Source organism: Vibrio nigripulchritudo, from assembly GCF_027924785.1.
GTDB lineage: Bacteria > Pseudomonadota > Gammaproteobacteria > Enterobacterales > Vibrionaceae > Vibrio > Vibrio nigripulchritudo.
In genome coordinates, this window is sequence record NZ_AP027049.1 from 574,343 (window position 1) to 601,009 (window position 26,667).

The window sequence follows — 26,667 nt, forward strand, 5'->3', positions numbered from 1 at the left end:
TTAATAAAGCGTTAGCCGTTTAAAAGGACCCGAATGAAAATCAGCATGATCGCCGCAATGGCACACAACCGCATTATTGGTAAAGATAACGACATGCCTTGGCACCTTCCTGCCGACTTTGCGTGGTTTAAGCGTTGTACTATGGGTAAACCTGTTGTTATGGGGCGTAAGACCTATGAGTCGATCGGGCACCCACTACCCGGGCGACGCAACATTGTCGTCAGCCGTGACCCTAATTTGAAAATTGAAGGGGTAGAGACCACTACCAGCATCGATCAAGCAAAACAACTTGTTGAAGGTATTGAAGAGCTAATGATCATTGGTGGCGGTTCAATTTACGCAGAGTGTTTACCAATTGCCGATACCTTGTATATCACTCACATCGATGCGGAAATAGAAGGCGATACGCAGTTCCCTGACTGGGGAGAAGGTTGGAAACAGACTCATAAAGAGCATTTTTCAAAAGATGAAAAGAATGCCTATAACCTGGAGTTTGTGGTCTTGGAACGGGAACGATAAGGCAATGATAAATGGGAGAAATTCTGCTTTCTCCCATTGAATGCTCTAATTTGCTGAATGCTTTAATCTACAGAAAGGTTTAATCCGCTGAAAGGGCGTTTTGGGTAAAGATCTGCTTATCTTCCCAGCGAATCATTGTGAGTTCGCCTCCCCAGACACACCCAGTATCCAGACCAATAAGATCTTCTCTTTGAACTCCCTCAAGTGCTGCCCAGTGACCAAATAAAACAGCTTTGCCTAGTGGCTTTCTATCTGGAAGATCAAACCAAGGCATTAACGACCCATCTTCTACTTCTGATGGCGGAAGCTTGCACGCCATGTCTAAACGACCATCGGGAAAAACGAAACGCATTCGAGTGAAAGCGTTAATGGTATAACGATAACGCTCGATACCTTGTAAATTTTCGTCCCAGGCATCGGGCTGATTGTCATACATATTTTCAAGTAACCATTCCCATCGATCGCTTTGCAGAACATTTTCCACAATTTTGGCTTCCCGACGCGCAGTTTCTAGGTCCCATTCAGGAGAAATACCAGCATGGCACATCACAAAATCATCGTGTTCAATCATTAGTGGGTGTTCACGTAACCAAGCCATCAATTCATCACAATCTTTAGCATTGATGATTGGCGCAGTTTTGTCTTTCTTCTTTAGAGGGCTAATACCATGATAAACGGCGAGTAAGTGCAGATCGTGATTTCCCAGAATGACTTTTGCCGCTGAACCAAGCTTTTTGACGTACCTGAGTGTTTTTAAAGAGTCTGGTCCTCTGGCAACCAGGTCACCAGCAAACCAGATCGTATCGGAATTCTTGTTGAAGTCTGCTTGTTTGAGCAGAAGTTTCAGTTCTTCGTAACAACCCTGAATATCACCAACAATGTAGTTAGCCAAGAAATGAACTCCTTAATTTAAGATATTGGGAATAGCCAGACGGAAAGGGTCGATGTCTGCTTTGAATTCTGCGCCAGCTTCATCGTGCATGATGTAGTGACCCTGCATAACACCAATGGGGGTTTCGATGGCGGTACCGCTGGTGTAGGTATATTCATCACCTGCCTCGATAACAGGTTGTTCACCCACGACACCATCACCTTCTACAACTAACTGTTTGCTGTTTCCATCGGTAATCAGCCACTTTCGGCTCATTAGCTGCACGGTTTGCTGGCTGAGGTTTTTAATCGTGATGATATAAGCGAAGACGTAGCGGTTTTGATCCGGTTGGGATTGCTCGGGTACATACTTGGTATGCACCTGACATTTAACACAAGGATGGGATACTTCCATATAGGCTCTCCTTGAAGGCGTAAAAAAGCCTTAAGTCCGGTATTTTTCTTAACTATAACAGACTTAAGGCATTTATCAGCTTTATGAGGATAGATTCTAGCTGGAGTGGTTAGAATCTAGCCAGTTTGCCATGTCGACAAATTGTTCGAGTGTCAGGTTTTCAGGGCGCATACTTGGATTTACTCCAAGCTCTTCCAACACCTCTTGGCTCAGCAGACCTTTGTAACAGTTGCGAACGGTTTTACGGCGTTGGTTAAACCCTTCACGACATACACGATCTAGCCATTTCAGGCTTTTTGCTGGATAAGGCAATTCTTCGTAAGGCATTAATCTTACAACCGCTGAATCGACTTTTGGTGGTGGAACAAATGCCGTTGGTGGCACTTCCAGTACAGGGACAACTTTACAGAAGTATTGCGCCATTACCGTTAATCGACCATATGCCTTGCTGCCAGGTGCCGCTGCTAGGCGGTTTACGACCTCTTTTTGAAGCATAAAGTGCATATCTTGAATGTCTTTATGGAATTCAAAAAGATGGAACATCAATGGGGTCGAGATGTTATATGGAAGGTTGCCGAAAATGCGCAATTTGTTATTTGGCTTCACTAATTGAGTGAAGTCAAAACGCATAGCATCGCCTTCGTGAATGGTCAGTTTTTCTGCTAAGTCTGGATGAGTGCGCAGACGCTCTGCCAGATCTCGGTCGAGTTCAATTACCGTAAACTTATCGACTTCTTTGCCTACTGGCTCTGTAATTGCCCCCAGACCAGGACCGATTTCAACCAGATTCTGTCCAGGTTTAGGGTTAATCGCAGACACGATGCCATCAATAATGTATGGATCGTTCAAAAAGTTCTGACCAAAACGTTTACGCGCTTTGTGTCCTAAGTGGACATCGTTTCTCATTGTTTCTTCTCTACTAATTCGATAGCGTGCGTGAGCGCTGTTTGGAAACTTCCTGTATCCGCCTGACCTGTCCCTGCCAAATCAAGTGCTGTACCATGGTCTACTGATGTACGAATGAACGGTAAACCGAGCGTTATATTAACAGAACGACCAAAACCTTTGTATTTTAATACAGGAAGAACTTGGTCGTGATACATGCCCAAAACGGCGTCCGCTTCTTGCAAATATTTTTGGTTGAAGATGGTATCGGCAGGTAAAGGACCGATTAAGTCGACACCTTTTTCCTTGCGGATTTTTTCTAATGTAGGAGTGATGGTTTCAATTTCTTCCATCCCCAGACATCCATCTTCACCTGCATGGGGGTTTAATCCGCATACATAAATTTTAGGCTGCTTAATGGCAAATTTTTCCACTAAGTCTTTGTGTAAGATCTCAATGATTTTTTCAAGGCGATCCTTGGTTACAGCTTGAGAGACATAAGCCAGAGGAATATGCGTCGTGACAAGCGCGACACGCAAACCTTCAGTTGCCAGCATCATTACTACGAGAGGAGTATCCGATTTGTCCGCGAAAAACTCTGTATGCCCGCTAAACGCGACTCCTGCTCTGTTAATGATCCCCTTGTGCACAGGGCCGGTGACAATAGCATCAAATTCGTCTTTCATACAGCCTTCGGCGGCTCTTTCTAGCGTATTCAGAACATAGTGACCATTGGATTCGTTGAGCTCGCCCGCAACAACTGGAGTGGCAACAGACATATGGTCTACAATGAGTGTGCCGCTTTTCTGTGGTAACGCTGGATTTTCCGAATCGTAACTGATCAATTCAACGTCAATATTGAGTTGTTCAGCACGTTCAGCCAGAACCGTTTTATCAGCGATAACAATGATCTGGTGCGCCCAGTCATGTTTGGACAGTGCTAAAACCAGATCAGGACCTATGCCAGCAGGCTCACCAGCGGTGACGGCAATTCGTCTAACTGTCATTCTCTTCTCCCAACACTTCTACGTAAGCACCTGCACGAATTTCCTGCATCCAGGCTCCCACTTCTTCATTGAATTTGCGGTTAAAGAGAATTCGATAGGCTTTGTTGGTGAGAGCAGAGTCGGTTCTGTCCACTTTTCTTCTGTCTAACACTTCAACTATGTGCCAGCCATGAACGGTTTCGAAAGGTTTACTGATTTGCCCTACAGGCAGAGTTTCAATTTGATGTTTGAACTCAGGAACATAGAGATCTGGAGTTTGGAATCCAAGTTCACCATTATTTGCTGCCGATCCTGGATCCGCGCTGTATTGCTGTGCCAAATCACCAAATGAGCGCTCGCCAGCATTGATTTGGCGAATGTATTCATTGAGCTCACGCTTTGCACCTTCATCGCTTAAGATAACCGATGTTTTGATCAAAATATGACGCGCGTTCACTTCGGTGACCGCAACGGTTTCAAGACCTTTGACGTCTTCAAGCTTTATAATATGGAAACCCACGCCACTGCGAAATGGACCAATTACCGCACCTTTACCTTGTGTGGTAATCTGATCTGCAAAGATGGTTGGCATCTCTTCTTTTCTTAGCCAGCCCCAATCACCACCCTGCAGGGCTTTTGGTCCCTTGGAGTAGGTGTACGCCATGGTTTTAAAATCTTTACCAGCGTTGATCTGAGAAACGAGTTGTTTCGCTTGTTCTTCCACTTCTTGTTTTGTCTGGTCGTCATTGAAGCGAAGCTGAATGTGATTCACTTTGTACTGAACAGTGGCGTTGCTCTCTTTCGCCAGAATTTCCGCCAAGCTTTCTACTTCGGCAGGAAGGATGTTGATTCGGCGACGGACTTGTGCGTTTCTAGCTTCAGATGCGGCAATTTCGTTACGAACCTGTTCGCGAAATTCGGCGTAACTTAAGCCTTCTTTTGACAATGACTGACGAAGCTGTGTGATGGATTTTTTCTGGTTAGTTGCGATCTCTTTGATTGCAAGCTCAAGCCGGTTGTCGTCTATACGTACGCCTAGTTTCTCTGCTTGCTGGGTTTGAATGGTGTCTAAGATGAGTTTTTCCAGCACCTGATCTTTGAGAATATCTGCACTTGGTAGTGCCTGATTGGCTGCTCGCGCATTTGCTCGAATGGTTTTGAGCGCGGAGTCTATGTCGCTTTGCAGGATAACGCCTTCGTTAACAATAACAACGACTTTATCTAACTCAACGGGTTGAGCAAATGCACCAAACGAACTGAATGCGATAGTGAGGCTTAAGAGTGTTTTTTTCCACATTTTCATGTTGTTTCCATTACTTTCAGAGGAGTTCTCTGAAAAAGATAAATTAGTTGTTTAGATAAAATGGGCGACCGTAGCCCAGAGCGTTATCACCACTAGATGCAGTTGGTGCACCAAGCGACGTACCAAAACCAAAGATGCCAAAGTTTAGGGCAAAGTTGTCATCATAAACAGGGATAGCGTTAGGGTCTGTCACAAAATTACCATTCCAACTTCTTAACTGGTTGCTATAGGTAAAACTGATGTACCAACAATCAGAGCGGTAACCAAGATGCGCCAAATATTCGATATTTTGTTTGACTGTTGTGTCATAGAAATATTGGGCACTGGCATACCAGCGGGGGGTAATTTGGTAAGATGCCAACAATCCTGCCTGAGAGATACCTGACTTAGTGATATTGGATACGTCTAAGCCATCTACCGAACTTTCAATGTATTCTTTTGTAACGTAGCGATAGTTGGATTGAATATAACCACCATTGAACCTGTATTCCAATGCACTGTTCGCCAATTGTATTGCGCTGGACTCAATGTCGTATTGGACGCCACCATGATAGAAGAGATAGTCATTGAAGTTGAAATCAGCCTCTACAGCCCAAGCAGAATAATTTGAGGTATTTTCATTTGATGAAACAGGCTCAAGGTAATAAATCTGACCAAATGAAACATTAAGTCTTTCTTTATAGTTGTTGTCGTAAAAGCGAGTTGTCGCACCATAACTGAACTGGTTCGCTTTTTGGATGCGATCGACACCACTGTGTTTGCGGCTTCGAAACAATCCATAGTAGTCGGTTTGCAACAAAGTGGTGTCGTACAAACCTATCCCTTTTTGATCCGTTTCAGGAATGTAAAGGTATTGAACCTGGGGCTCCAGGGTTTGAATATAGCTGCCAGCATCCCTTTCAAGGTTTAGAATGCCGTGTACACGGACTTCAGGGATCGCTCGTGTAGCGCTTTCCTGCAGATCAGAGTCGCTCGTACCGGTAAGTTCTTGTTGATAGTGTGTGGCTAGCATTCTTGCTTCACCAGTAAGTGAACCCCATGGACGTGAAAACGGAACAACAACGCCGGGTTCAATATGAACTCTTGTGGCTGATGGTTTATCTACATCATCGGTGATAAAGCGCGTAATATGGCTGGTCATGTCGAAGTTGATGCCCGTATAAAAATCGGGGGCGTAGTAGTTGAATTTCAGTTGCGGAAGCATTTGATAAGGTTGGTTACCTTTCTCATCCAAAATCTGAAAATCCTTCAGAGTCAGAGTTAAATCCCAGTCCTGAGTTCGATAAGATGCGCTTCCAGTCTGGAGTAATTGACCATCTTCACGGTTACCTATGTCGGATTTAAAGTCTCGGAAATAATCAATATCACTGGCTAGAGAATAGTCGACATTTAGTTTCCAGGAATTGGCAATAATGCCATCGTGAGTGTAGTTAAAGCCCCATCGTGGGCCAAACTCAGTGTTTCGCTCATCTTTCCCGATATATTCACCATGCAATGCACCTCCGCCATAGGGGGTCAGATAACGAAACTTGCTATCAAGCTGAAGACCACGTCGCTCCATGTAGTTGAACTTGGTCAGCAGGTCGTAGTTAGGAGCAATATTCCAGTAAAAAGGCACATTGATACTTAAGCCATCATTGGTATCTAGAGAAACTCTTGGGAACAATAAGCCAGATTTTCTCTTATCTCCTACAGGCATACTCATATAAGGCATGTAGAAGATTGGGACATCTAATACTTCAAAGCGAGTATTGTAAAAGTATGCTTGTTCTTCATCCTGATCCAGCTCGATAGAAGATGCTTTTACTCGCCATGAGCTATCTCCCTCTGGGCAGGCAGTCAAAGTGCCGTCTTCCATTTCGTAGATAGCTTGACCAGTTTTTAACACTCTTGTCGCTTCACCTCTCCCTGCTTCACAGAGAAAACGATATTGTGTGTTTTCCATCGTGACTAATTCATCGTCAACATTGGAAGTAACAACGGTTGAATGGGACTTTATTTGCCCATCACTAAACTGAACATTACCTTCGGCGCGCAATGTATTTTCAACTGGGTTGTGGGTGACAGAGTCGGCTTTCATCTTACGGTGTCCTTGAGTGATGACTACATCACCTTGGTATACCGCCTGTTTTTCAGCTATTGCCGTAATACTGTCTGCTTCGACAAAAACCGGCTGTTCGTCTGCATCTGGTGCTCCAACTTCCGGTACATAACATTGATCTATAGCGGGCATTTCCTGCACACTATCATCATTATGGGTATCGGCTTGTGTCGAAGGCACGGTGAGTGCAGCGCCAATTGAAGCTGCCAGAAATGTGCGGGAAGAAAAAGACATCGAGTTGAGCTATCCTGTGAAACCTAATCCATTCGGTAAAGTAGTCGGACACCGAATTAAAACATCGCCCTTTATCATAAAGGAATTTGTATTAACCGACACTATAAGACCGCGGTAGTTCGCAAAAATTCATAGATTGAGAGCACAATAATGCAGATTTTTGGCAAAATTCTTGGCCTTTTTTTCGGTTTCCTTTTTGGCAACATCCCTGGGGCGATTCTTGGGCTTTTTTTAGGGCATCAATTTGATAAGGCGAGAAACCGTCAAACAGGTGGATTTTCCTCCTCAAAAGGTTTTGGTGGTCCATCTCAAGCTGAAAAACAAGCAGAGTTCTTTAAAAGTGCTTTTGCCGTTATGGGGCATGTCGCTAAAGCGAAAGGGCAGGTGACTAAAGAAGAAATTCAGCTTGCAACGACCATGATGGAGCGAATGAACCTTCATGGGGAACAAAGACGCGCGGCGCAGGATGCATTTCGTTCCGGTAAGTCATCGGATTTTCCTCTGGAAGAAACATTAGCGAGTGTTCGTTCTGCAACAGGTGGTCGGTTTGACCTGCTACAGTTCTTTTTGGAACTGCAAATTTCGGCTGCGTTTGCAGATGGCGACCTGCACCCAAGTGAACGCAATGTACTCCATGTTATCGCACAAGGTCTTGGTTTTTCCTCTCAGCAGCTTGAACAACGTTTACAGATGCAAGAAGCAGCTTTTCGTTTTCAGCGTGGGGGAGGCGGCTTTGGTGGGAGCCAGTCGGGCAGCCATCAACAGCGATCTTCTGGACAGTGGCAGCCATCGTCCGCAAGTCAGCTTTCCGATGCCTTTAAAGTGCTGGGTATTTCCGATTCTTCTGACTCGAAAGCCGTCAAGCGTGCATATCGCAAACTGATGAATGAGCACCATCCAGATAAACTCGTCGCCAAAGGTTTGCCTCCAGAAATGATGCAAGTGGCGAAAGAAAAGGCGCAGGAGATCCAATCTGCGTATGACTTAATCAAAAAGGAAAAAGGGTTTAAGTAACCCCAAGGAGAATCTATGTACAAGGAAGTGATTGATTTTTGGTTCAGTGAACTTACCCCAAAAGATTGGTTTGCGGGTGGCGAAGAGCTAGATAAGCTTATTAAGTCTCGCTTTGGTGACCTGCAAGCTCAAGCTGCTCAATGTGAATTAAGCGATTGGCGTGAATCTGCTCAGGGTCGATTAGCGGAAGTTATCGTACTGGATCAGTTTTCAAGGAACATTCATCGTGGAACACCAGCCGCCTTTGCCTCCGATCCTCTGGCTCTTGCATTGGCTCAAGAGACGATTCGATTAGGGCTGGACAAAGAGTTAACTCAAACAGAACGAACGTTTTTGTACATGCCATTTATGCACAGTGAATCTCTTAAGATTCATGAGCATGCGGTTGAGCTGTTTAAAGAAAACGGCGTGGAAAACAATCTGGACTATGAATATAAACACAAAGTCATTATTGAACGATTTAGTCGATACCCGCACCGTAACGAAATTTTAGGACGAGTATCGACAGAAGAAGAAATTGAATTTCTCAAACAGCCGGGTTCAAGTTTCTAAACCTATCTTCATCAGAAGATAAAGCTATTGTTTATTTAAATCCCAATCGTAGTCGTATTTGATTTTGCTGCTGCTATTCAGTGGCAAATCAGAACGGTACTGCTTTAGGTGTGCGATAACGCCTTCTTCGTTTCCACCGAAATCGGCAACAAACCATTCGTAGATTGAAGACAATTGAGCACCATCTGAATTCAAAGATACCCCTTTATCGCTATTCACAAATGATTGGGCGGCTTGTTCTAGAAGCGCTTCCGTGTTGTCTGCGGTAAATGCTGTCGTTTGTAAATTAGGGCAGCCCAGGCTTGCGCAGTTGACCGCGTAATGTGTACGAGGATCATTCCAGATAGGGCGAAGAATACGATGTTCAATATCGTTGAGCGTCAAGTCTTTACCGGCTACTTTCACCACCTTCTCACCCCAAGGTCCAAAGCTAAACAACCCGCCTAATTTGGTGATAGATTTCACAGGGTAGTCATCTAAAATCAAATCCACGGTGATGGCGTTATACATATTTACCCAATAAGCGTATTGCTCTTTAAGTGGGTAACTTCTTGGGTCTTGTGATGCCAGATTTTGAATATAACCCTTGAGAGCAGCTTTATCCGATGTAGTTACACCTGCGTAATCAAAAAGATTATGCTGACCTGATTCGGCTAAATACTTTTTCAGAAGCTCATCCCAAGCTTGATGCGGTATGGTGGCAGTATTGCTTTCGTTGTTTTTCTGCCAAAACTCCCAAAGGTCGGACTTTGGTGCAGCAAAAGACAGGCTTGAAAAAAGAAAAATAAAAACAGTCAGTAAGATTCTCATAGTCAAAAATTCTTTGGTCGTCATTGTGATTAGTATAGGAGACCCACGCCGATTGAGAATTCTTTCGTTGGATAGAAAAAAAGCCCCAATTCGGGGCTTAGATTTGAAAGCGTTTACGCCAAGAAGCTAGGAATTTTCGACTCGTATTCAGCGATTTTATCTTCATGTTGAAGCGTTAAACCAATATTATCCAAACCGTTTAAAAGACAGTGGCGACGGAATTCGTCGATTTCGAAACCGTACTCTTTGCCATTGGCTCGAACTTTCATCGCTTCAAGATCCACTTCTACTTGTGCGCCTTCATTGGCATGCACAAACTCGAAAATCTCATCGACTTCTTGTTCTGTTAAGCGAACAGGAACCATCTGGTTGTTGATGGAATTCCCATAGAAAATATCAGCGAAACTTGGAGCAATCATGACTTTAATGCCGTAGTCAGCCAGTGCCCACGGTGCGTGTTCACGAGAGGAGCCACACCCAAAGTTCTCTCGAGCTAGCAGGATAGATGCCCCTTGGTATCGAGGTGCATTCATTACGAATTCTGGGTTTGGCTCATTTCCCGCATCGTCTAAATAACGCCAGTCATGGAACAAGTGAATTCCAAATCCAATGCGATTTACTTTCTGAAGAAACTGCTTTGGAATGATGGCATCGGTATCGACATTGGCTGCATCTAAAGGAACAACCAAGCCTGTATGTTGTTTAAAACCTGACATGATAAGTTCCTTATTGATCTAGTTCACGAATATCGACAAAGTGACCAGCAATGGCTGCGGCAGCTGCCATGGCAGGGCTCACTAAGTGTGTACGTCCATCACGACCCTGACGCCCTTCAAAGTTACGGTTACTGGTCGATGCGCAGCGCTCATGAGGACCCAGACGGTCATTGTTCATTGCCAGACACATGGAGCAGCCAGGTAACCGCCATTCGAACCCAGCGTCAATGAAGATTTTATCCAGTCCTTCCAGTTCAGCCTGAGAACGAACTTGCTCGGACCCCGGAACGATCAGAGCCTGAACATGACCTGCTACTTTCTTACCTTTAGCAATAGCGGCGGCAGCGCGCATGTCTTCGATTCGGGAGTTAGTACAGGAGCCTACGAATACTTTATCTACCTTGTAATCAGATAGCTTCTTACCTGCCTCCAAACCCATGTAAGCCAGTGCTTTCTCGGCTGAGGCTTTTTCCACTGGATCTGCGAAACTGTCAGGTGCTGGGATGCTGGCATCTACCGCGATAACTTGACCAGGGTTCGTTCCCCAAGTGACTTGTGGTTTGATTTGAGTTGCATCCAATGTCACAACTGCATCAAACTCAGCGTCACCATCGGTTTTCAGTGATGACCAGTATTCAACTGCATCTTCCCAATCTTGACCTTGAGGTGCGAATTTACGCCCTTTGATGTAGTCAAAAGTGGTTTCGTCCGGAGCAATCAGACCTGCTTTTGCACCCAATTCGATAGCCATATTACAGACCGTCATACGACCTTCCATCGTCAGGTCAGTAATGGCTTCGCCACAGAACTCGACTACGTAACCAGTACCGCCTGCTGCGGTGGTTTTACCGATGATGGCAAGTACGATGTCTTTTGCGGTAATGCCTTCTGCCACTTTCCCTTTAACTTCAATCTTCATGGTTTTAGCACGAGCTTGTTTTAGGGTTTGAGTCGCCAGAACGTGCTCAACTTCAGAAGTCCCGATACCAAAAGCCAGTGAACCAAAAGCACCGTGAGTCGCGGTATGAGAGTCACCACAAACGATGGTCATACCCGGCAAGGTAATACCTAGCTCAGGACCCATAACATGCACAATACCCTGGTATTTGTGGTTAATGTCATAAAGGGTGACACCAAACTCTTCACAATTCTTAGACAGTGTTTCCATCTGAATACGTGCCATCTCACCAGAGGCATTGATGTCCTTAGTCTGAGTCGACACATTGTGATCCATTGTGGCAAACGTTTTGCCGATTTGACGAACCGGACGTCCCTTTTCACGCAGACCATCAAAAGCTTGCGGAGAGGTCACTTCATGAACCAAATGGCGGTCAATGTATAAGATAGGGTTTTCGCCCTCTGCCGCAACTGCGACGTGGGCGTCATAAATTTTTTCGTATAATGTTTTCGACATTGCTTCTTCCTTGAGCGAAGCGCTCAGTATTTCAATTTGTACGTGAGCTTGATTCAGCGATGAACGGCTCATCGCTGTATTTTAAATTCAATCTGTGCTCACGCTTTACCTGTCTGTTATGAGTTGATGATGTACTCGGCGATTTTGTCGCCCATTTCTGACGTCGAAAGCGCTGGCTTATCTCCTGCCAAATCGCCTGTCAGTTCACCCGCTGCGAGCGCTTTTGAAACTGCAGCTTCGATATCTTGCGCGGCTGCTTCTTCATTCAGGCTGTAACGTAGCATCAGTGCAGCAGAAAGGATCTGAGCCACTGGGTTCGCAATGTTCTTACCTGCGATATCCGGTGCACTGCCGCCAGCGGGCTCGTACAAACCAAACTTGCTTTCATTAAGGCTAGCAGATGGCAGCATACCCATGGAGCCAGTGATCATGGCACATTCATCAGAAATGATGTCGCCAAAGATGTTTGAACAAAGCATCACATCGAATTGAGAAGGATCTTTGATGAGCTGCATAGTGGCGTTGTCGATGTACATGTGTGAAAGTTCGACATCTGGGTAGTCTTTCGCAATTTCTTCAACCACTTCACGCCATAAAATAGAGCTTTGAAGTACGTTAGCTTTGTCGATAGAGCAGACTTTTTTGTCTCTAAGGCGAGCAGATTCAAAAGCAATCTTAGCGATTCTTTCTATCTCGTAACGATGATAGATCTCTGTATCGAACGCTTTTTCGTTTGGACCTTCACCTTCGCGACCTTTTGGCTGACCGAAGTAGATTCCACCAGTTAGTTCGCGAACCACAACAATGTCGAAACCACGTTCAGAAATATCCGCACGAAGAGGAGAGAAGGCTTCTAGCCCTTGGTGAATTTGCGCTGGGCGTAAATTACAAAACAGTTGGAAGTGTTTACGCAGTGGAAGCAGTGCACCACGCTCAGGTTGATCATTTGGTGGAAGATGTTCCCACTTTGGACCACCTACCGAGCCAAACAAAACAGCATCCGCATCTTCACAGCCTTTTACCGTACTCTCTGGTAGCGGGCAACCATGGTTATCAATCGCAATACCACCGACGTCATGCTCTTCACGTTGAAAGGTAATACCGTGTTTCTTTTCAATCGCATCCAGTACCTTGTGAGCCTGTTGCATGACTTCCGGACCAATTCCGTCGCCCGGTAATACGGCAATGTTGTAGCTTGAGCCTGCCATGGTTAAATATTCCTTGTTGGTTAAGTTGTGTTTGAATTTAAAATCGAGAGCGAACAGTCTTTTGTTTTGTGCTAAAAGCACTGTGCTTATTTATGTCGCTCTCGTTGTATTTTTATACTGTCTCTATCTTATCTTTTTTCTGCTTAATGTCAGCAATTTGGTCTGCACGATGAATGCTATTAATTACGTGCAGTAGAGCCTGACCGGATGCTTCGATAATATCGGTAGATACTCCGGTTCCGTGGTATTTTCTGCCTTTATAGTTAGCGATGATGTCTGCTTGACCCAAGCCATCTTCTCCTTCACCTTTGGCAGTGAGATCGAATTTATCCAGAACGATGTCGTAACCCGTTACTCGGTAAATGCATTGGTACAACGCATCGACAGGGCCATTACCAACCGCAGCTTCGCTCTTTTCTTCATCGCCACATTGCAGCTTGATGCTGGTGGTCGCCATGACACTGCCAGATTGCACGCTTAGGTAATTCAACTTGAAGTAGTCGTCTTCTTCGCGCAAGTTCGCAAAGTGCATCAATGCTTCCAGGTCGTAATCGAAAACCTGACCTTTGCGATCAGCAAGTTTCAGGAAATCAGCATAAAGCGTGTCTAGGTTATATTCGTCTTCTTTGTACCCCATGGTATCCATGTGGTTCTTAACCGCGGCACGTCCGCTTCGGCTGGTTAGATTAAGCGCCTGATTCTTTAGACCGACTGATTCTGGAGTCATGATCTCGTAAGTGTTTTTACTTTTGATCATGCCGTCCTGGTGGATACCTGAGGAGTGGCTGAATGCGTTCGCTCCTACCACCGCTTTGTTACTCTGGATCGGCATATTACAAAGCTGGCTCACCAACTTACTGGTACGGTAAATTTCTTCGCTCTTAATATTGGTTGTGACATTCAGCAAATCGGCGCGTGTTTTAAGGATCATCGCCACTTCTTCTAGCGCACAGTTACCCGCACGTTCACCAATACCGTTAATGGTACCTTCAATCTGGCGTGCGCCAGCCTGAACGGCCGCAATTGAGTTGGCGACTGACATACCTAAGTCGTCGTGACAATGCACTGAAATCACCGCTTTATCGATATTCGGAACTCGATTAAACAGAGTTTCAAAGATTGCACCAAACTCACCTGGAACCGTGTAGCCCACAGTGTCTGGGATATTGATGGTGCTTGCACCTGCATCAATGGCAGCTTCCACCATACGGCACAAGTTGTCGATTGGCGTGCGTCCTGCATCTTCACAAGAAAACTCTACATCGTCGGTGTACTTACGAGCTCGCTTAACTGCTTGAACGCCCATTTCTATGACGTCTTCATAGTCACGACGTAATTTGTTCTGAACGTGAACGGTAGAAGTTGAAATAAAGGTGTGAATACGGAACGCTTCGGCAACTTTCAAAGCTTCGGCAGCCACATCAATGTCTTTCGCAACGGCACGCGAAAGACCACAGATACGGCTGTTTTTAACATTTTTAGCAATGGTCTGTACGGATTCAAAATCGCCAGGAGAAGATACTGGGAAGCCCGCTTCAATCACGTCGACACCCAATCTTTCGAGTGCGTAAGCGATCTGCAGTTTTTCTTTCACAGTTAAACTTGCTGATAGTGCCTGCTCGCCATCACGCAAAGTTGTATCGAAAATAATGACCTGATCGCTCATGTTTGCTGTCCTTTTCCTGTTGGTTAATCGTTTTCTGTCCGCAGATGCCGATTTTTTATTTTCTTAAGTTATAAAAAAACCCGCATTTGAATGCGGGTTTTAAGAATCTGTGTGGTTATTTTTCTTCCACTGCCTACCCGCGCGATCGAATCACGATAAGGAGGAGGCTAAGCAGGATAGAAAAACGAGATGTCATGTAAAAACATTTCCACAAAATTAAGTTAACAAATTAGTACCGTACTCCTGATGGTGCGTCAACCCTTTCGTTGATTTTTTCTTCATATCGGATCAGTTAATAAGAGAAATCCTCAAAAAGAAGCATGTTGTATAAGTGAATCGCTCAAGGAAGAAATTAATCAAATGATTAAATACTGATTAATTATTCTACTGTTTTGTTTAAATTTTGGCTCCTATAATTATTCGGATGATTAATTCTGGAGATAGAAATGAGCCGTAAAGTCGGGCGTCCTGCAGAAAAAACCAATGCAAGAGAAAAGCTTATTCTCAAAGCGCGTGAACTCTTTACTCAGCATCCTTATGAGAAAGTGTCCACTCGCCTGCTGGCAGAAAAAGCAGGCGTGAACATGGCGATGATTCGCTACTACTTTGGTAGCAAGGATGGATTGTTTGAAACCATGTTGCGAGAAACCTTAGCGCCAATGAAGGAACACATTGGACAAACCATCAAGGAAACAAGCAGCGACGAAGATTTCCTCGGCATCATGAAAACCTACTACGGCATGATGTCAAAAATCCCTGATTTTCCGAGGCTGGTCTGCAGAATCATGATGATGGAAGAAAGTGCAGTACAGCGAAAACTGATGGAAAAAGTATTTATGGAAATCGCTATGCCGGCGCAGCAATTGATATTCCATAAATTTCAAAGTAATGGTGTATTAAAACCGGACCTTGATCCTTTGCTTTGCAAAGTCAGTTACATCAGCTTAATGGTGTTTCCGTTTATTGCCCCTCCCCAATTGTTAAAAATTCACGAAGTGTCGTTGGACGAAGACTTTCTAGCGCGGCTGCTAGAGCACAACCTGCAACTATTGTCCCGAGGCTTTTTAATTTCACCTTCTGAAAAACAAGATCAAAATTACGAGGAGTAACTTATGGCTTTAAAACGCAAGTTGCTGTTTTTCCCAGTACTGGCTGTTGGCATTGTCATCCTTATTCTGGCGATTAACTTACGCCCAACACCTTCAACCAAGCCAGCAGGTGATCGCTCCCGTCTGGTTGAAACGATGCCACTGGAACTCAAATCAATGGCGCCTGCTGTTATCGGTTTCGGAACTGTCACACCGAAACTGGAGTGGAAAGCCATTGCAGAGGTGTCTGGAAAAGTGGTGTACCGTCATCCGCAGCTTGAAAACGGCAGAATGCTAAAAGCAGGAACCGAAATTTTGCGAATCGACCCTCTCGACTACGAGCTGAAACTTGCTCAGGCTGAAGCGGATCTCAGTTCCAGCCAGACAAAGTTAGCAAAACTCGATCTTGAACAGACCAATTTGACCAGCACTTTAAAGATCGAAGAAAACAGACTGGCGATCAGTAAGACTGAACTTGAACGTAAGAAAAATCTAAGAAAGAAAGGGCTGACTTCGCAATCTGATGTGGACCAGCAAAACCAATCTTATTTGTCTCAGCAGAAACTGGTTCAGGATATTCAAAACCAACTGGCTTTGTTTCCTGATGAAAGAAAAGTCTCTCATGCACTGGTAAAAGTGAATCAATCCAAACTGAAGGAAGCGCAACGCTCACTGGAAAAAACCTCGGTAATTCTGCCTCAGGATATGAGAATTTCTAAAGTCGATATTGAAGTGAACCAAGTGGTTAACATGCAGCAGACAATGGTTGTTGCTCATGGTGTGAAAACCATGGAAGTGGAAGCCCAGCTCGCAATTCACGACATGCGAACTTTGATTTACAGCTTGGGTGAATTTGAAAGGGATGAAAATGGTGTTCCAAACCCGGATACGGATGCGATCTCAGCCAGTATCGAGCTGACGAGCGGGAGCTTAGCCGCGAAATGGGACGCGAGACTAACGCGAGTCAGCGAAACCGTTGACCCAAATCAGGCTACCGTAGGCGTCATTCTAGAAATCGAGCAAGACTATCGAGATCTCAAACCCCAAAATTCGCCCCCTCTGGTGAATGGTATGTTCGTCAAAGCAGAGATTATCGGGCAGGAAAACCCAAGCTGGGTGATCCCTGAACGCGCGCTTCATGGCTCTCGAATCTACCTCAAAGATCAAAACAGTACTCTCAGGATTCAACCTGTCACTGTATTGTACCGTCGTGATAATAAGGTGGTGATCGAAGGGGACATAGAACAGGGAGAGTTACTCATTTTGAACGATTTGCTTCCCGCTATTGAAGGCATGCAACTGAAATCCAACAGTAATTTGGAGGCAAGAGAATGATTCGATTTTTTGCCAGACACCCGACTGCCGCTAACCTGCTGATGCTCGCATTGTTGATCATCGGGTTAACGTCACTGCCTAAACTAAAGCGAGAAACGTTTCCGGAATTCTCTCCTCCTTACATTATGGCGGGGGTTGTTTATCCCGGGGCTTCCCCTCAGGAAGTGGAAGAAAGTCTCTGTGTTCGTATGGAAGATGCCGTTGATGGGCTTGCCAATATTGAAGAAACCCGGTGTGAAGCGATTGAGGGTTCTGCTCGCTTAATTCTAAAACTTGATGAGCGGGCAGACATTGGACGCATGCTGGTGGATGTGCAGACTCAGATCAATTCCATTAACGATTTTCCAGACGAAATTGAATCGCCTGTCGTGCGTGAAATGGACTGGAATGAGCCAGTGGTTGATGTGGCGATCACTGCAGATACGACCTGGCCAGAGTTGAAAGCTTATGCGGAGCAGCTCAAACGCACTCTCAAACTGGATTACGGTGTGTCCTTGGTGGATGTCAGCGGTTTTTCAGACCACCAGTATCGAGTTGAACTCGATACGATTGCCATCAGGCAACTGGGGTTGAGTGTTGGGGAGATTGCCGATCAGATTGGCCGACAAAACGTCAAGTTACCCAGCGGCAACATTGAAACACCAGATAAAAACTTTCTGATTCGCTTTGATGAGCGTCGAGTCACCCCAGAGGAACTCAGCCAGATTGTGGTTGGTTCAGCTTCAAACGGCAGTGTGATTCGCTTGGCGGATATCGCCACTATTACAGATAGGTTTGAACTGGATGAGCAGAAGATCCTGTTTGATGGAAAGCCGTCTGCAGTGTTGAAAATCAGTAAAAACAAAGCCGATGATGCGTTAAGAATCAAAGATCAGGTGGTGAAGTTTGTTGAAGATCAGCGATTGATTGCACCAGATGGCGTGACACTGGAACTGACAAATGACATGTCTTCCGTACTTTGGGATCGTCTTAGCATGATGCTGAATAATGGTTGGCAGGGGATCATTCTGGTGTTCGCGACCATGTGGTTGTTTTTCAGCTTTCGGTATTCTTTCTGGGTGGCAGCCGGTCTTCCGGTAGCATTCCTCGGCGGAATGTTCTTAATGGCAAACCTTGGTCTTTCCATCAATATTATGTCTTTGGTCGGGCTACTCATGGCAATCGGGATCATGATGGATGATGCCATTGTGATCGCAGAGTCGATAGCATCTCACCTCGATCGCGGTCAGAGTGTCGATGAAGCCGTCTATAACGGTGTGCGCAAAGTTTTCCCAGGTGTATTGTCTTCCTTCCTGACCACGGTGTGCATCTTTGGTAGCCTCCTCTTTTTGGAAGGTGAGATGGGAGCTGTACTACGAGCGGTTCCACAAGTATTGATTCTGGTTCTTTGCTTAAGCTTAGTGGAAGCTTTCCTGATACTTCCTAATCACCTCTCTCACTCATTGCACAAACAGAAAAACGATCGCCCGCCACTCAAGTTCAAACGCGTTTTGCTGGAGCGATTTGAACATTTTCGCAATACCAAATTGGTGACCGCAGTTTCGAAAGTGGTGGAATGGCGATACGCTTTTCTTGGGGGAGTGTTGGCAACTTTACTTGCCTCCATCGCTCTGATAACCGGTGGGGTAGTGAAATTTGTCCCGTTCCCGGATCTGGACGGAGACATCGCGGAAGCCCGAATTATTCTTCCTCCGGGTGCTTCACTGGGCCAGACAGAAGCAGTGGTCGATAAAATCGTACTTGCTGCTGAAAAGCTGAATGAAGACTGGAGCGAACGGGTGGAAGGCGGACGCACATTAGTTCAGCACATTACCAGCAGTTACAACATGAACGCCGATGCGGATGAATCCGGACCGCATTTAGCAACCGTTCGTCTTGATCTTTTGGGAGCAGAGACCCGAAACGCGCTGATTGATGATTTTGTTGACGCCTGGCGTAACGAAGTTGGAGAACTGGCGCAGCCTGTTTCGCTTGTCTTTAAACAGCCAACAGTGGGACCGGGTGGTCGCGCCATCGAAATTCGCGCTAAGCATGACGATCTGGAAGCACTAAAAGCCGCGTCTGTCGAAATCCAGAATTACCTGAACGAATTTGATGGCGTTCACGGCGTGCTCGATGATATGAGGCTTGGCAAAGAAGAAGTGCTGGTGAAACTTCGCCCCGGCGCTGAAACCTTTGGAATAAACGGGCAGATGATTGCGGGTCAGCTTCGCGCTGCATTTTTCGGGCAGACTGCCGATGAAATCCAGATTGGTGTAGAAAACATCAAAATAGAAGTTCAGCTTGATAAGAAACAGGCTGGGGATTTGCAGCAGCTCGCGAATTTTCCGATCATAAAGTCGGATGGCTCCCAAATTCCGCTGGGTGCTATCGCAACGTTAAGTTTTCAGCGTAATTATGTTCGAATCCAGCGCATAGATGGGTTGAGAACCATCAGTGTGTATGGCGATGTCGATAACGCGAAAGCCAGCTCATCTGAAATTATTAATCAGTTCCGAGCGGATGAGGCTCCTTTGTTGATGAGTAAGTACCCAGGGTTGAGATTCGACTTTGAAGGGGAAGCAAAAGACGCAGCCAAAACCGGAAGCTCTATTGCAAGCGGCTTCTTGCTGGGGCTTTTCGGTGTATTCGTGATTCTGAGTTATCAGTTCCGCAGTTATCTCGAACCGTTTGTGGTGATGATCGCGATCCCATTAGCTCTCATTGGTGTGATTTGGGGTCACTTCCTGCTGGGTCACTCATTGAGCATGCCAAGCATTATGGGATTTGTCTCTTTAGCGGGCATTGTGGTGAACGACTCAATCCTTCTGGTTCAATACATACGGCATCATGTCGATGAAGGAGACAGTGTTCATGAGTCTGTGGTGAAAGCCAGCCGGGAAAGATTTCGAGCTGTATTCTTAACTTCGATGACAACGGCAGCAGGCTTACTTCCTTTGCTCACAGAAACCAGTTTACAGGCACAGGTAATCCAGCCACTGGTGATATCAATCGTGTTTGGTATATTTGCCTCTACCTTATTGGTTTTATTTATGATTCCAGCTGCGTATGCCGTTTTAGCAGACTTCGGTCTTGTGCATAAACATGATGAGATACATTCGTCATAATATTGCCAAATGTAAATGAGAAAGTAATAAGGGGGACATCGTCCCCCTTCCTCGTGATTTGACTCTAAAAAAAAATATTTTGATGTTTGTTGCACTTGAATATCAATAGTATGTAAATACACCATATGCATATGTTACGATGGCTGATTTAATGCATATCAAACCTGTTGCTCACTGGCTTTGCGGTATTTCTTTGCTGGGCTGGCGAAGAAAATCGCATAGAGCATGGATCGGATGAAATGCGTATTGACGCAAGTAACACACCGCTTGCCGAACAGAAAATATAAGGACCCCATATCAATGTCATGGCAGAACCGAAAATTTCAATTACGCCCACTTTCAATTAAAAGTCTTATCGGGTGCGCAGGGTTGATCCTGCTGACAGGATGTCAGAGCACTGGTAAAGGCTCAGAAGCATCACAGACAAGTAATGTTTCAGGTAGCTCCAGTTCTGGTCTTATTAGCACTCAGCTTGATGAATTCTTCAGCCAGCAAGCGCGTGACCAGTTCCTTAAGCAATCTATCGAAGCTTTAGAATCTCAGGGAACAAGCGAGTGGCAAGGCATCGACTCTGCGACTGCTGCGAAATGGCTTATTAAAGTTGCATCGCCGGAAGTTCAATCTGTTCAGGTGGAATACCCTGTAGAAAATTCTGTTGATACCACCCAAAGTTTGGTGTTTGTCGGCGTCTCATACGAAACCACCACTGCGCTAAACCTGCGTTCTGGTCCTCGCCAATCCAGCCAGAAGATTGGTCAGCTTATCAAAGGTGAGGAATTTAATGTTTTAGCTCAGGCGAGCGGTAAACCATGGGTGTTGGTAGAGCAGGAAGGTAACGTACGTGGTTACGTTCATCATGATTACATTCAGCCAGCGGGTCCGCAGCAAGATTTAATTGTGTCTAAGGTTGGTATAACAACGTTTGAAAGCTCTGATGTCGAGACAACAACGCTGGAAGGTACGTTTGTTTGCCGTGATTTGCAGTACTCATTTTCTCGTGAAGAGAAAGCGCAGCAAGGCGAGTTTACGGCATGTCAGAAGCAACAAGGTACATGGTACATCGAAGAGGGCAGTGCCCGAATTGTTAAAGTATCTGAATAACTTCGACCGAATTTTAAAAGGGAAGCCAATGGCTTCCCTTTTTTATGTATCGGAAACAGAATGTGTAATAAACAATGTGAACGTTTCCTGATTAGCGAAACTCGATAAGGTGTCAATCAGAGGTCTGTTCTGGCATATCGATAACCGGTCTATGATGAGTAATCTTGGCTCTAACAAAAGCGCTCTCGCGACCAATATCTTATCTTTCATTTCAGGCTCCAGACCTAAGCCGAACTCCCGTACTGGCTGGCTGAGCTTCTCTGTATCAATATCGACCAAGTGACATACTCGGCGAATTTCTTTATCTGTGGCTTTTCGTCTGCCGTATCGGACATTAGTTAAAATCGTTCCGCGAAACAGCTGACTTCTTTCTTGGATATGAATGATGCTCTTAGATAGGCTTTCTGGGCTTAACCAGTCCAGTCTTCGACCTGATATCACTATATTTCCGTCAAATGGCAAACTGTGTCGGGTTATCACTTCACTTAACTGAGATCGTTTGTTTTGCTTCCAGTCTGTTAGGTGAATGACTTCCCCTTGAGAAAAGTCCACATTAACAGCTTCATCATGTTCACATAATCTGAGATTCTTCAGTTTAATGCTGTGGGCTTCTCTGTGACTCAATCGATTGTTTCGATGAGGTGAAATTTTTACGGCTTCTGACATGGCGGCTTCAAGCCGACGTTTCGCAACGATATAGGTAATCGCATACCCCCAACTGAGCAGAACTTCCCGCAATGAGTGGAACAGCAATCCGATGATCAGAAGTAGTGTAGCCAGGTCTTCTGCCTGAATCTTGTCTTGCCACACAGAGGTAAGTAGCAGACACGCCAAAGTGACAGGCAGCCAGACAGAAGTTTGTTGGGTTAGGGCGGTTTGAACAACGGTTTCGTGAATAGAGGTCAGAGCTAACTTGTCGCTGGCTCGATTCAGCCGACTGCCTTCCCGTTTGATCTGACGGAATTGATTGACGCACCGATAAGAGACAATGCGCTCACACAGATGACCGCTTAGCCGACCACGATCCCGCCGAAGCTCACGAGCCAGCTCAAAAAGACTAGGGCTTAACATTAGCGCTACTAGCAGGGCGCAGAGAGTAATCCCAGCAATCAATATGCCCGAATTCCCCCACAATGTGGCGAGCAGACCTAAATACCCGATGATAGAACAGCCATGCGTAACCAGCTTCGCTGCTCCCTGACTGGCCCAGTCTTTAATATTACTGCTGTCTGTGATGAGTCGGGTCATCATCACCCCGAGCCTTTTAGGAGCTCGGTATTCAGGGGCGGACATCAACACGGTGTAAAGTTGATGTCGTACCTCTTTCACATAGTGCTGACCTAGTTTCTCTGCCCAAAAAGCTTCCACAAGGCTAAATGCCAATATGCCTAAGGCGATGCCAAGGAACATGAGCAACAGCGTGATGTCCCAGTTGCTTTGCCACAATTGCTTGAGCATCAACATGCTAGACACATTCAGTGAGGCGATGATGATCCCGATAAATATCAAAGAAAAAAGCCAGCGAACACGAATTCCCTGGCTTAGTGGCACTAATTTCATGCCGTCAGTTTCTCTTCAGATTGAGCGGGCATGTTGAGTAATGACTGTGCGATTTGAGGTTCGACAAGTTGCTCAAGGTTATACACAGGGACGTCGATTTGCTTAGCGGCTTCTCGGTGTGCAAGCGGAGACGCGCAAATCATGCCGCTTATTGCTGGAACATAATAACCCTGGTCTGTTAGCCATTGCGCGCCGGATGTTGCTCCTAAAGATTCGCGAGCGGTGAATACTATGTTTCTGTAGTTCGCTTTAAAATCAGGGTTTTGCAATAAGGCGCGAGTTTCTCGCTGATACACGCCATCCGCTATTTCTACTACGATGGCATTGCAACCGCGCTCGATAAGCTCAGCAGATAATGTATCGACGATCTGATTGAGTTCATTCAATTCCACTTTAAAGGAAGTTGGGTAGCCTGCATCAGTGAAGTCGATAGCGGAATGTGCACCTGCATCTTGCATAAGCCATAAATCGCCACCTGCTCCGGTGCCAGTAACTTTCATCGCGCCAACCTGATAGCCTGCTTTGCTCAAACCGTGAATGATGTGTGCTGCTGAGGTGGTTTTTCCGGCATTCATAGACGTGCCGACGACAACCACATTTGGCACTTTATGGTTAGTTATCTGAGGCTCAACTTTGAAATCAGCTAGGTTGATGACTTTGCCTTCCGCAGTGCCAACCAAGCCAATAGGGCGAATCTCGGTCGGGAAGTCAATTTTGTCGTGCCAGCTAAGTGCAGTGCCTGCGATACCACCTGCCGCGACCATGTGGCAGGCTTGCAATGAATCAGGTACTACTGCTTCAAACTGGTCAGGTGCGTAGCGGTTACCATAAGCCAGAATAACCTCGTCGCCTTCAAATAATGAAGCTCGACGTCCATCTACACGTTCACTGCGTTTGTGATGCCCAAGTAATGTGACTTTAGCTAATACCAAGTCGCCTGCTTTTGGCGTTTGAATGCCCGTGACCAAAGTCTGCATGAGTTCTTCAGGAACACGACGAGTAACAAAAGAACGCTTAGCAGCAAGGATACGTTGAGATTGGTTTAGTGAAATCATGGTTCTCTCCAGAAATAAAATCGATGTGTTGCTTCAACGGGGAGCCATTCTAGAAGGGGCTAACTGACGATTAGCTGATAAGTGATGTAAGGTTTTGGTAAGCTTTGAGAGTCAAGCTTTAACTTTATGATTTTATGAGTTAATTTTTTCTTACTCTTTCTTTTTTCTGCTATAACAGAAGCATGATTTAATGGTCGCTGTAAGCTCTTCGTAAGGTTACAGTGGGTAAGTTGAACGCTGAAAAATCTCACCATACAGGTAAATGAATTGAAAAAACGCTCTGCCACGCTCTGCATTCTTCTTTTGCTTTCTACTGGGTTTCAAAACTCAGTAGCGGCGAATTGTAATGCAAAGCCTTCTGCAAGCTCGTTTTTCAAATTCATGAAGAGTAAGAAAGCAGAAGCGAAAGAAGCAGGGGAAACCCTGTTAAAAGCTTCTGCAAGCACTAACGAATGCCAGCCATCATTTGAATTAAAAGTATTGGATTCACGAGGGCGTGTGGTCACTCGTATATACGATGCCGATACGTTTGAACTGATCGCCGAGGATAAACCTTCTTTCGCCAGTGGAGGTAGTTCAGACAGAAGCCACTCCGGCAGCAGCGGTGGCTCTGGTAATGGTGGGAATGGCAGTGGTGGATCATCAGGCGGAAGCAGTGATCGTGATGACGACGATGATGATGACAACGATGACGACAATGACAGCGACGACGATTAAATGAGAGCACTAGTAGTAGAAGACAACATCCAGGCGGCAGAGCAGATTTCAGAAGCTTTGACGGGGCATGGTTTTATTGTTGACGTGACTCATGACGGTAACGATGCATGGTTTCAGGGCGATACTGAAGAGTATGACATTGCGATTCTTGATTTGGGGTTGCCTGGTAAAGATGGATTAAGTGTGTTGACGGAATGGCGCAGGGCGGGAAACAAAATGCCGGTCATCATTCTGACGGCACGTGATACCTGGCGCGAAAAGGTCACAGGTCTTAGAGCGGGTGCAGACGATTACCTGGTTAAGCCATTTGAAATGGAAGAGCTGCTTGCCCGAATAGAGGCATTGGTTCGTCGTTCAAATGGGCATGCCAGTTCTGTACTGAAATGTGGAAACATTGAGGTCGATACTGCTACTCAACGTGCCACTCTTAAAGGTGCTCATCTGGACCTAAGCTCATTAGAGTATCGATTGCTGGCTTACCTGATTAATCATCAGGGAGAAGTGGTCTCTAAAGCAACACTCACAGAGCACCTGTACCAGATGGATTTTGAGCATAACTCTAACGTAATTGAAGTACTGGTGAATCGAGTCCGTAAAAAAATGGGCACGCAACACATTCAGACACGTCGTGGACTGGGATACCAACTGAATGAGCAAGGCTAACGTCTCATTAACCCGCACAGTATTAAAAACGGCGCTGAGCTGGTATCTGGTTGCGTTAGCGCTAGTAGGTGCGCTTCTGTTAGTGGTCTTTGAGTACTACATTCAAAAGCGCTTTGATGACGCAGTTCAGTCTCAGCTGCATGATTTGGTTGCCGCGGCGGAGGTTTTACCTTCTGGTAAACTTGAGCTGTTGTGGCAACCTAACAGCCCGAGGTTTAATCAGCCTTTGTCCGGGTGGTACTGGCAAATTTTAGGCTCGGACAATCAGGTACTTCATCAGTCTTTGTCATTGTATAGCGACCTTCCCACTCCGCTCACAACGTTTGACGGAGAGCAGAAATACCACTGGAGCGAGTTTGAAGGACCACTGCAGGATCTTCGGGCGGGCATTCAGACAATTCAGTTCTCTCATGCTAATCAGAGGCTACAGTTTATTGTGGCGGGGCCAGTATCTAACATAAATGAGGATGTACTTGCATTTGCCAAGCCTCTGGTCGGGATATTGCTATTGCTCGCTGCTGTGATGGGGTATTCCGTCTTTCGGCAGGTACGGATCATTCTGAGCCCGGTCAGAGAGCTCAGTGAAGAAATCGCTCAAATTCGTCAGGGCAAACAAAGCGAAATCGACCGCGAACTGCCAACAGAATTGCAAGATGTGGTGAACGAACTGAATAGCCTGCTCAAGCACAACAGTTCCATTTTGGAACGCTCACGTCTGCAGGCTTCAAACCTCGCCCACGCGCTTAAAAACCCGCTATCTGTATTGCGAAACGAACTTCAGCGACTGGATGCGAATTCCGCTGAAGTCATGGCGGAGCAGTTAGATAAACTCTCTCAGAATGCTCAGACGCACCTTTCACGCGCGCGTCTAGCTGGCTCGATGAATCACCTTGCCTCTCAGACAAATATTGCGGAAAGCCTGAGTGACATTTTGTTCTCGATGGAGCTTCTCTATAAGACCAAACAGTTGGATTTGAGCTTCCGCTGCCATTCTGATTTGTACTTCAAAGGCGATCAACACGATCTGGAGGAAGTGCTGGGCAATATCATTGATAACGCGTGCAAATGGTCGTCAAACAAGGTGTTTGTTGATGTCAGCGCCTTTGAGTATGAAGTGACGATTCAAGTTGATGATGACGGTCCTGGTATTTCCGATGAGAATAAAAACTCCGTGTTCAAACCGGGTCAGCGTTTGGATGAAACGACAGAAGGAACAGGGCTTGGTCTTCATATTGTTCAAGATGTTGTGATGTTATATGGCGGATCCGTGTCTTTGCATGATTCGCATCTGGGAGGTGCGCGTTTCCAGATCAAACTTCCAGGAGGGTATCCTGATGAAAAGGAATAG

The 26,667-nt window shown here is 45.7% G+C and carries 23 protein-coding genes; 10 read left to right on the forward strand and 13 right to left on the reverse strand.

The features are described from left to right. Positions 1 to 33: 33 nt before the first annotated feature. The gene (gene folA, locus QMG91_RS02885) at positions 34 to 519 is read left to right on the forward strand and encodes a type 3 dihydrofolate reductase (protein ID WP_281828737.1); all 486 of its coding nucleotides are present in this window, start codon (positions 34 to 36) and stop codon (positions 517 to 519) included. 79 nt (positions 520 to 598) lie between these two features. On the opposite strand, the gene QMG91_RS02890 is transcribed toward folA, so the two are convergent. The 6 genes from QMG91_RS02890 to lptD form a co-directional block, all read right to left on the reverse strand. Then, the gene (locus QMG91_RS02890) at positions 599 to 1,411 is read right to left on the reverse strand and encodes a symmetrical bis(5'-nucleosyl)-tetraphosphatase (protein ID WP_281828739.1); all 813 of its coding nucleotides are present in this window, start codon (positions 1,409 to 1,411) and stop codon (positions 599 to 601) included. Positions 1,412 to 1,423: 12 nt separating this feature from the next. Then, positions 1,424 to 1,804, reverse strand: coding sequence for a Co2+/Mg2+ efflux protein ApaG (gene apaG, locus QMG91_RS02895; RefSeq protein WP_004401779.1), 381 nt, complete (start codon positions 1,802 to 1,804; stop codon positions 1,424 to 1,426). 96 nt (positions 1,805 to 1,900) lie between these two features. Continuing rightward, a complete protein-coding gene (rsmA, locus tag QMG91_RS02900) occupies positions 1,901 to 2,710 on the reverse strand; it encodes a 16S rRNA (adenine(1518)-N(6)/adenine(1519)-N(6))-dimethyltransferase RsmA (protein WP_022551545.1) in 810 nt (269 codons plus the stop codon). Further along, a complete protein-coding gene (gene pdxA / locus QMG91_RS02905) occupies positions 2,707 to 3,696 on the reverse strand; it encodes a 4-hydroxythreonine-4-phosphate dehydrogenase PdxA (RefSeq protein WP_281828741.1) in 990 nt (329 codons plus the stop codon). The genes rsmA and pdxA overlap by 4 nt, the downstream gene beginning before the upstream one ends. Then, positions 3,686 to 4,978 (reverse strand): peptidylprolyl isomerase SurA, encoded by a 1,293-nt coding sequence (surA, locus tag QMG91_RS02910; protein WP_281828743.1) that lies wholly within the window; start codon positions 4,976 to 4,978, stop codon positions 3,686 to 3,688. Before surA ends, pdxA begins: the two co-directional genes overlap by 11 nt. A 43-nt stretch (positions 4,979 to 5,021) precedes the next feature. Further along, positions 5,022 to 7,313, reverse strand: a complete 2,292-nt coding sequence (gene lptD, locus QMG91_RS02915; RefSeq protein WP_281828745.1) for an LPS assembly protein LptD — start codon at positions 7,311 to 7,313, stop codon at positions 5,022 to 5,024. 150 nt (positions 7,314 to 7,463) lie between these two features. On the opposite strand from lptD, the gene djlA reads away from it, so the two are divergent. Beyond that, complete coding sequence (gene djlA / locus QMG91_RS02920) at positions 7,464 to 8,327, forward strand: co-chaperone DjlA (RefSeq protein WP_022551541.1); 864 nt, start codon at positions 7,464 to 7,466, stop codon at positions 8,325 to 8,327. Between the two features lie 15 nt (positions 8,328 to 8,342). Then, entirely contained in the window at positions 8,343 to 8,879 is a 537-nt protein-coding gene (locus QMG91_RS02925) for a DUF924 family protein (protein ID WP_200766655.1), read from the forward strand. A gap of 24 nt (positions 8,880 to 8,903) precedes the next feature. Here QMG91_RS02925 and QMG91_RS02930 read toward each other — a convergent pair whose 3' ends face one another. The 5 genes from QMG91_RS02930 to leuA all read right to left on the reverse strand — a co-directional run bounded on the left by QMG91_RS02930 (position 8,904) and on the right by leuA (position 14,693). After that, on the reverse strand, positions 8,904 to 9,689 hold the full coding sequence (locus QMG91_RS02930; RefSeq protein ID WP_281828748.1) for a DUF547 domain-containing protein: 786 nt from the start codon (positions 9,687 to 9,689) through the stop codon (positions 8,904 to 8,906). A gap of 113 nt (positions 9,690 to 9,802) precedes the next feature. Beyond that, a complete protein-coding gene (gene leuD, locus QMG91_RS02935) occupies positions 9,803 to 10,405 on the reverse strand; it encodes a 3-isopropylmalate dehydratase small subunit (protein ID WP_022589592.1) in 603 nt (200 codons plus the stop codon). Positions 10,406 to 10,415: 10 nt separating this feature from the next. Then, positions 10,416 to 11,819: a 3-isopropylmalate dehydratase large subunit gene (gene leuC / locus QMG91_RS02940; protein WP_281828750.1), complete on the reverse strand. Its 1,404-nt coding sequence runs from the start codon at positions 11,817 to 11,819 to the stop codon at positions 10,416 to 10,418. 116 nt (positions 11,820 to 11,935) lie between these two features. Further along, positions 11,936 to 13,027: a 3-isopropylmalate dehydrogenase gene (leuB, locus tag QMG91_RS02945; RefSeq protein WP_004401790.1), complete on the reverse strand. Its 1,092-nt coding sequence runs from the start codon at positions 13,025 to 13,027 to the stop codon at positions 11,936 to 11,938. Positions 13,028 to 13,139: 112 nt separating this feature from the next. Further along, positions 13,140 to 14,693 (reverse strand): 2-isopropylmalate synthase, encoded by a 1,554-nt coding sequence (gene leuA / locus QMG91_RS02950; RefSeq protein WP_004401791.1) that lies wholly within the window; start codon positions 14,691 to 14,693, stop codon positions 13,140 to 13,142. Between the two features lie 446 nt (positions 14,694 to 15,139). Here leuA and QMG91_RS02955 point away from each other — a divergent pair, with 446 nt between their 5' ends. The 4 genes from QMG91_RS02955 (at position 15,140) to QMG91_RS02970 (ending at position 21,324) form a co-directional block, all read left to right on the forward strand. Then, positions 15,140 to 15,802 carry a TetR/AcrR family transcriptional regulator gene (locus QMG91_RS02955; RefSeq protein ID WP_022589595.1) on the forward strand — a complete coding sequence of 221 codons (663 nt, stop codon included), beginning with the start codon at positions 15,140 to 15,142 and terminating at the stop codon, positions 15,800 to 15,802. Positions 15,803 to 15,805: 3 nt separating this feature from the next. Further along, entirely contained in the window at positions 15,806 to 17,116 is a 1,311-nt protein-coding gene (locus QMG91_RS02960; protein WP_281828753.1) for an efflux RND transporter periplasmic adaptor subunit, read from the forward strand. Continuing rightward, the gene (locus QMG91_RS02965; RefSeq protein WP_281870163.1) at positions 17,113 to 20,223 is read left to right on the forward strand and encodes an efflux RND transporter permease subunit; all 3,111 of its coding nucleotides are present in this window, start codon (positions 17,113 to 17,115) and stop codon (positions 20,221 to 20,223) included. Before QMG91_RS02960 ends, QMG91_RS02965 begins: the two co-directional genes overlap by 4 nt. A 300-nt stretch (positions 20,224 to 20,523) precedes the next feature. Next, a complete protein-coding gene (locus QMG91_RS02970; protein WP_022551531.1) occupies positions 20,524 to 21,324 on the forward strand; it encodes an SH3 domain-containing protein in 801 nt (266 codons plus the stop codon). A gap of 42 nt (positions 21,325 to 21,366) precedes the next feature. Here the strand turns inward: QMG91_RS02970 and QMG91_RS02975 are convergent, their stop codons facing one another. Together QMG91_RS02975 and QMG91_RS02980 are read right to left on the reverse strand one after the other, a co-directional pair. Beyond that, the gene (locus QMG91_RS02975) at positions 21,367 to 22,884 is read right to left on the reverse strand and encodes an ABC transporter transmembrane domain-containing protein (RefSeq protein ID WP_281828758.1); all 1,518 of its coding nucleotides are present in this window, start codon (positions 22,882 to 22,884) and stop codon (positions 21,367 to 21,369) included. After that, positions 22,881 to 23,939, reverse strand: coding sequence for a P-loop NTPase family protein (locus QMG91_RS02980; RefSeq protein ID WP_281828760.1), 1,059 nt, complete (start codon positions 23,937 to 23,939; stop codon positions 22,881 to 22,883). Before QMG91_RS02980 ends, QMG91_RS02975 begins: the two co-directional genes overlap by 4 nt. 267 nt (positions 23,940 to 24,206) lie before the next feature. Here QMG91_RS02980 and QMG91_RS02985 point away from each other — a divergent pair, with 267 nt between their 5' ends. The 3 genes from QMG91_RS02985 to QMG91_RS02995 are packed head-to-tail and all read left to right on the forward strand — an operon-like array spanning position 24,207 to position 26,667. After that, positions 24,207 to 24,656 (forward strand): hypothetical protein, encoded by a 450-nt coding sequence (locus QMG91_RS02985; protein WP_281828762.1) that lies wholly within the window; start codon positions 24,207 to 24,209, stop codon positions 24,654 to 24,656. Further along, positions 24,657 to 25,319, forward strand: coding sequence for a response regulator transcription factor (locus tag QMG91_RS02990; RefSeq protein ID WP_281828764.1), 663 nt, complete (start codon positions 24,657 to 24,659; stop codon positions 25,317 to 25,319). Further along, a complete protein-coding gene (locus tag QMG91_RS02995) occupies positions 25,306 to 26,667 on the forward strand; it encodes an ATP-binding protein (RefSeq protein ID WP_281828766.1) in 1,362 nt (453 codons plus the stop codon). The genes QMG91_RS02990 and QMG91_RS02995 overlap by 14 nt, the downstream gene beginning before the upstream one ends.

What these genes read in the sequence shown, in the direction of transcription:
- leuB (WP_004401790.1), bottom strand. Translation starts at nt 13,027, where the DNA reads ATGGCAGGCTCAAGCTACAACATTGCCGTATTACCGGGCGACGGAATT.
- QMG91_RS02965 (WP_281870163.1), top strand. Translation starts at nt 17,113, where the DNA reads ATGATTCGATTTTTTGCCAGACACCCGACTGCCGCTAACCTGCTGATG.
- djlA (WP_022551541.1), top strand. Translation starts at nt 7,464, where the DNA reads ATGCAGATTTTTGGCAAAATTCTTGGCCTTTTTTTCGGTTTCCTTTTT.
- QMG91_RS02925 (WP_200766655.1), top strand. Translation starts at nt 8,343, where the DNA reads ATGTACAAGGAAGTGATTGATTTTTGGTTCAGTGAACTTACCCCAAAA.
- QMG91_RS02930 (WP_281828748.1), bottom strand. Translation starts at nt 9,689, where the DNA reads ATGAGAATCTTACTGACTGTTTTTATTTTTCTTTTTTCAAGCCTGTCT.
- leuD (WP_022589592.1), bottom strand. Translation starts at nt 10,405, where the DNA reads ATGTCAGGTTTTAAACAACATACAGGCTTGGTTGTTCCTTTAGATGCA.
- QMG91_RS02990 (WP_281828764.1), top strand. Translation starts at nt 24,657, where the DNA reads ATGAGAGCACTAGTAGTAGAAGACAACATCCAGGCGGCAGAGCAGATT.
- rsmA (WP_022551545.1), bottom strand. Translation starts at nt 2,710, where the DNA reads ATGAGAAACGATGTCCACTTAGGACACAAAGCGCGTAAACGTTTTGGT.
- apaG (WP_004401779.1), bottom strand. Translation starts at nt 1,804, where the DNA reads ATGGAAGTATCCCATCCTTGTGTTAAATGTCAGGTGCATACCAAGTAT.
- leuC (WP_281828750.1), bottom strand. Translation starts at nt 11,819, where the DNA reads ATGTCGAAAACATTATACGAAAAAATTTATGACGCCCACGTCGCAGTT.
- QMG91_RS02975 (WP_281828758.1), bottom strand. Translation starts at nt 22,884, where the DNA reads ATGAAATTAGTGCCACTAAGCCAGGGAATTCGTGTTCGCTGGCTTTTT.
- QMG91_RS02955 (WP_022589595.1), top strand. Translation starts at nt 15,140, where the DNA reads ATGAGCCGTAAAGTCGGGCGTCCTGCAGAAAAAACCAATGCAAGAGAA.
- leuA (WP_004401791.1), bottom strand. Translation starts at nt 14,693, where the DNA reads ATGAGCGATCAGGTCATTATTTTCGATACAACTTTGCGTGATGGCGAG.
- QMG91_RS02970 (WP_022551531.1), top strand. Translation starts at nt 20,524, where the DNA reads ATGTCATGGCAGAACCGAAAATTTCAATTACGCCCACTTTCAATTAAA.
- QMG91_RS02960 (WP_281828753.1), top strand. Translation starts at nt 15,806, where the DNA reads ATGGCTTTAAAACGCAAGTTGCTGTTTTTCCCAGTACTGGCTGTTGGC.
- folA (WP_281828737.1), top strand. Translation starts at nt 34, where the DNA reads ATGAAAATCAGCATGATCGCCGCAATGGCACACAACCGCATTATTGGT.
- QMG91_RS02980 (WP_281828760.1), bottom strand. Translation starts at nt 23,939, where the DNA reads ATGATTTCACTAAACCAATCTCAACGTATCCTTGCTGCTAAGCGTTCT.
- pdxA (WP_281828741.1), bottom strand. Translation starts at nt 3,696, where the DNA reads ATGACAGTTAGACGAATTGCCGTCACCGCTGGTGAGCCTGCTGGCATA.
- QMG91_RS02995 (WP_281828766.1), top strand. Translation starts at nt 25,306, where the DNA reads ATGAGCAAGGCTAACGTCTCATTAACCCGCACAGTATTAAAAACGGCG.
- surA (WP_281828743.1), bottom strand. Translation starts at nt 4,978, where the DNA reads ATGAAAATGTGGAAAAAAACACTCTTAAGCCTCACTATCGCATTCAGT.
- lptD (WP_281828745.1), bottom strand. Translation starts at nt 7,313, where the DNA reads ATGTCTTTTTCTTCCCGCACATTTCTGGCAGCTTCAATTGGCGCTGCA.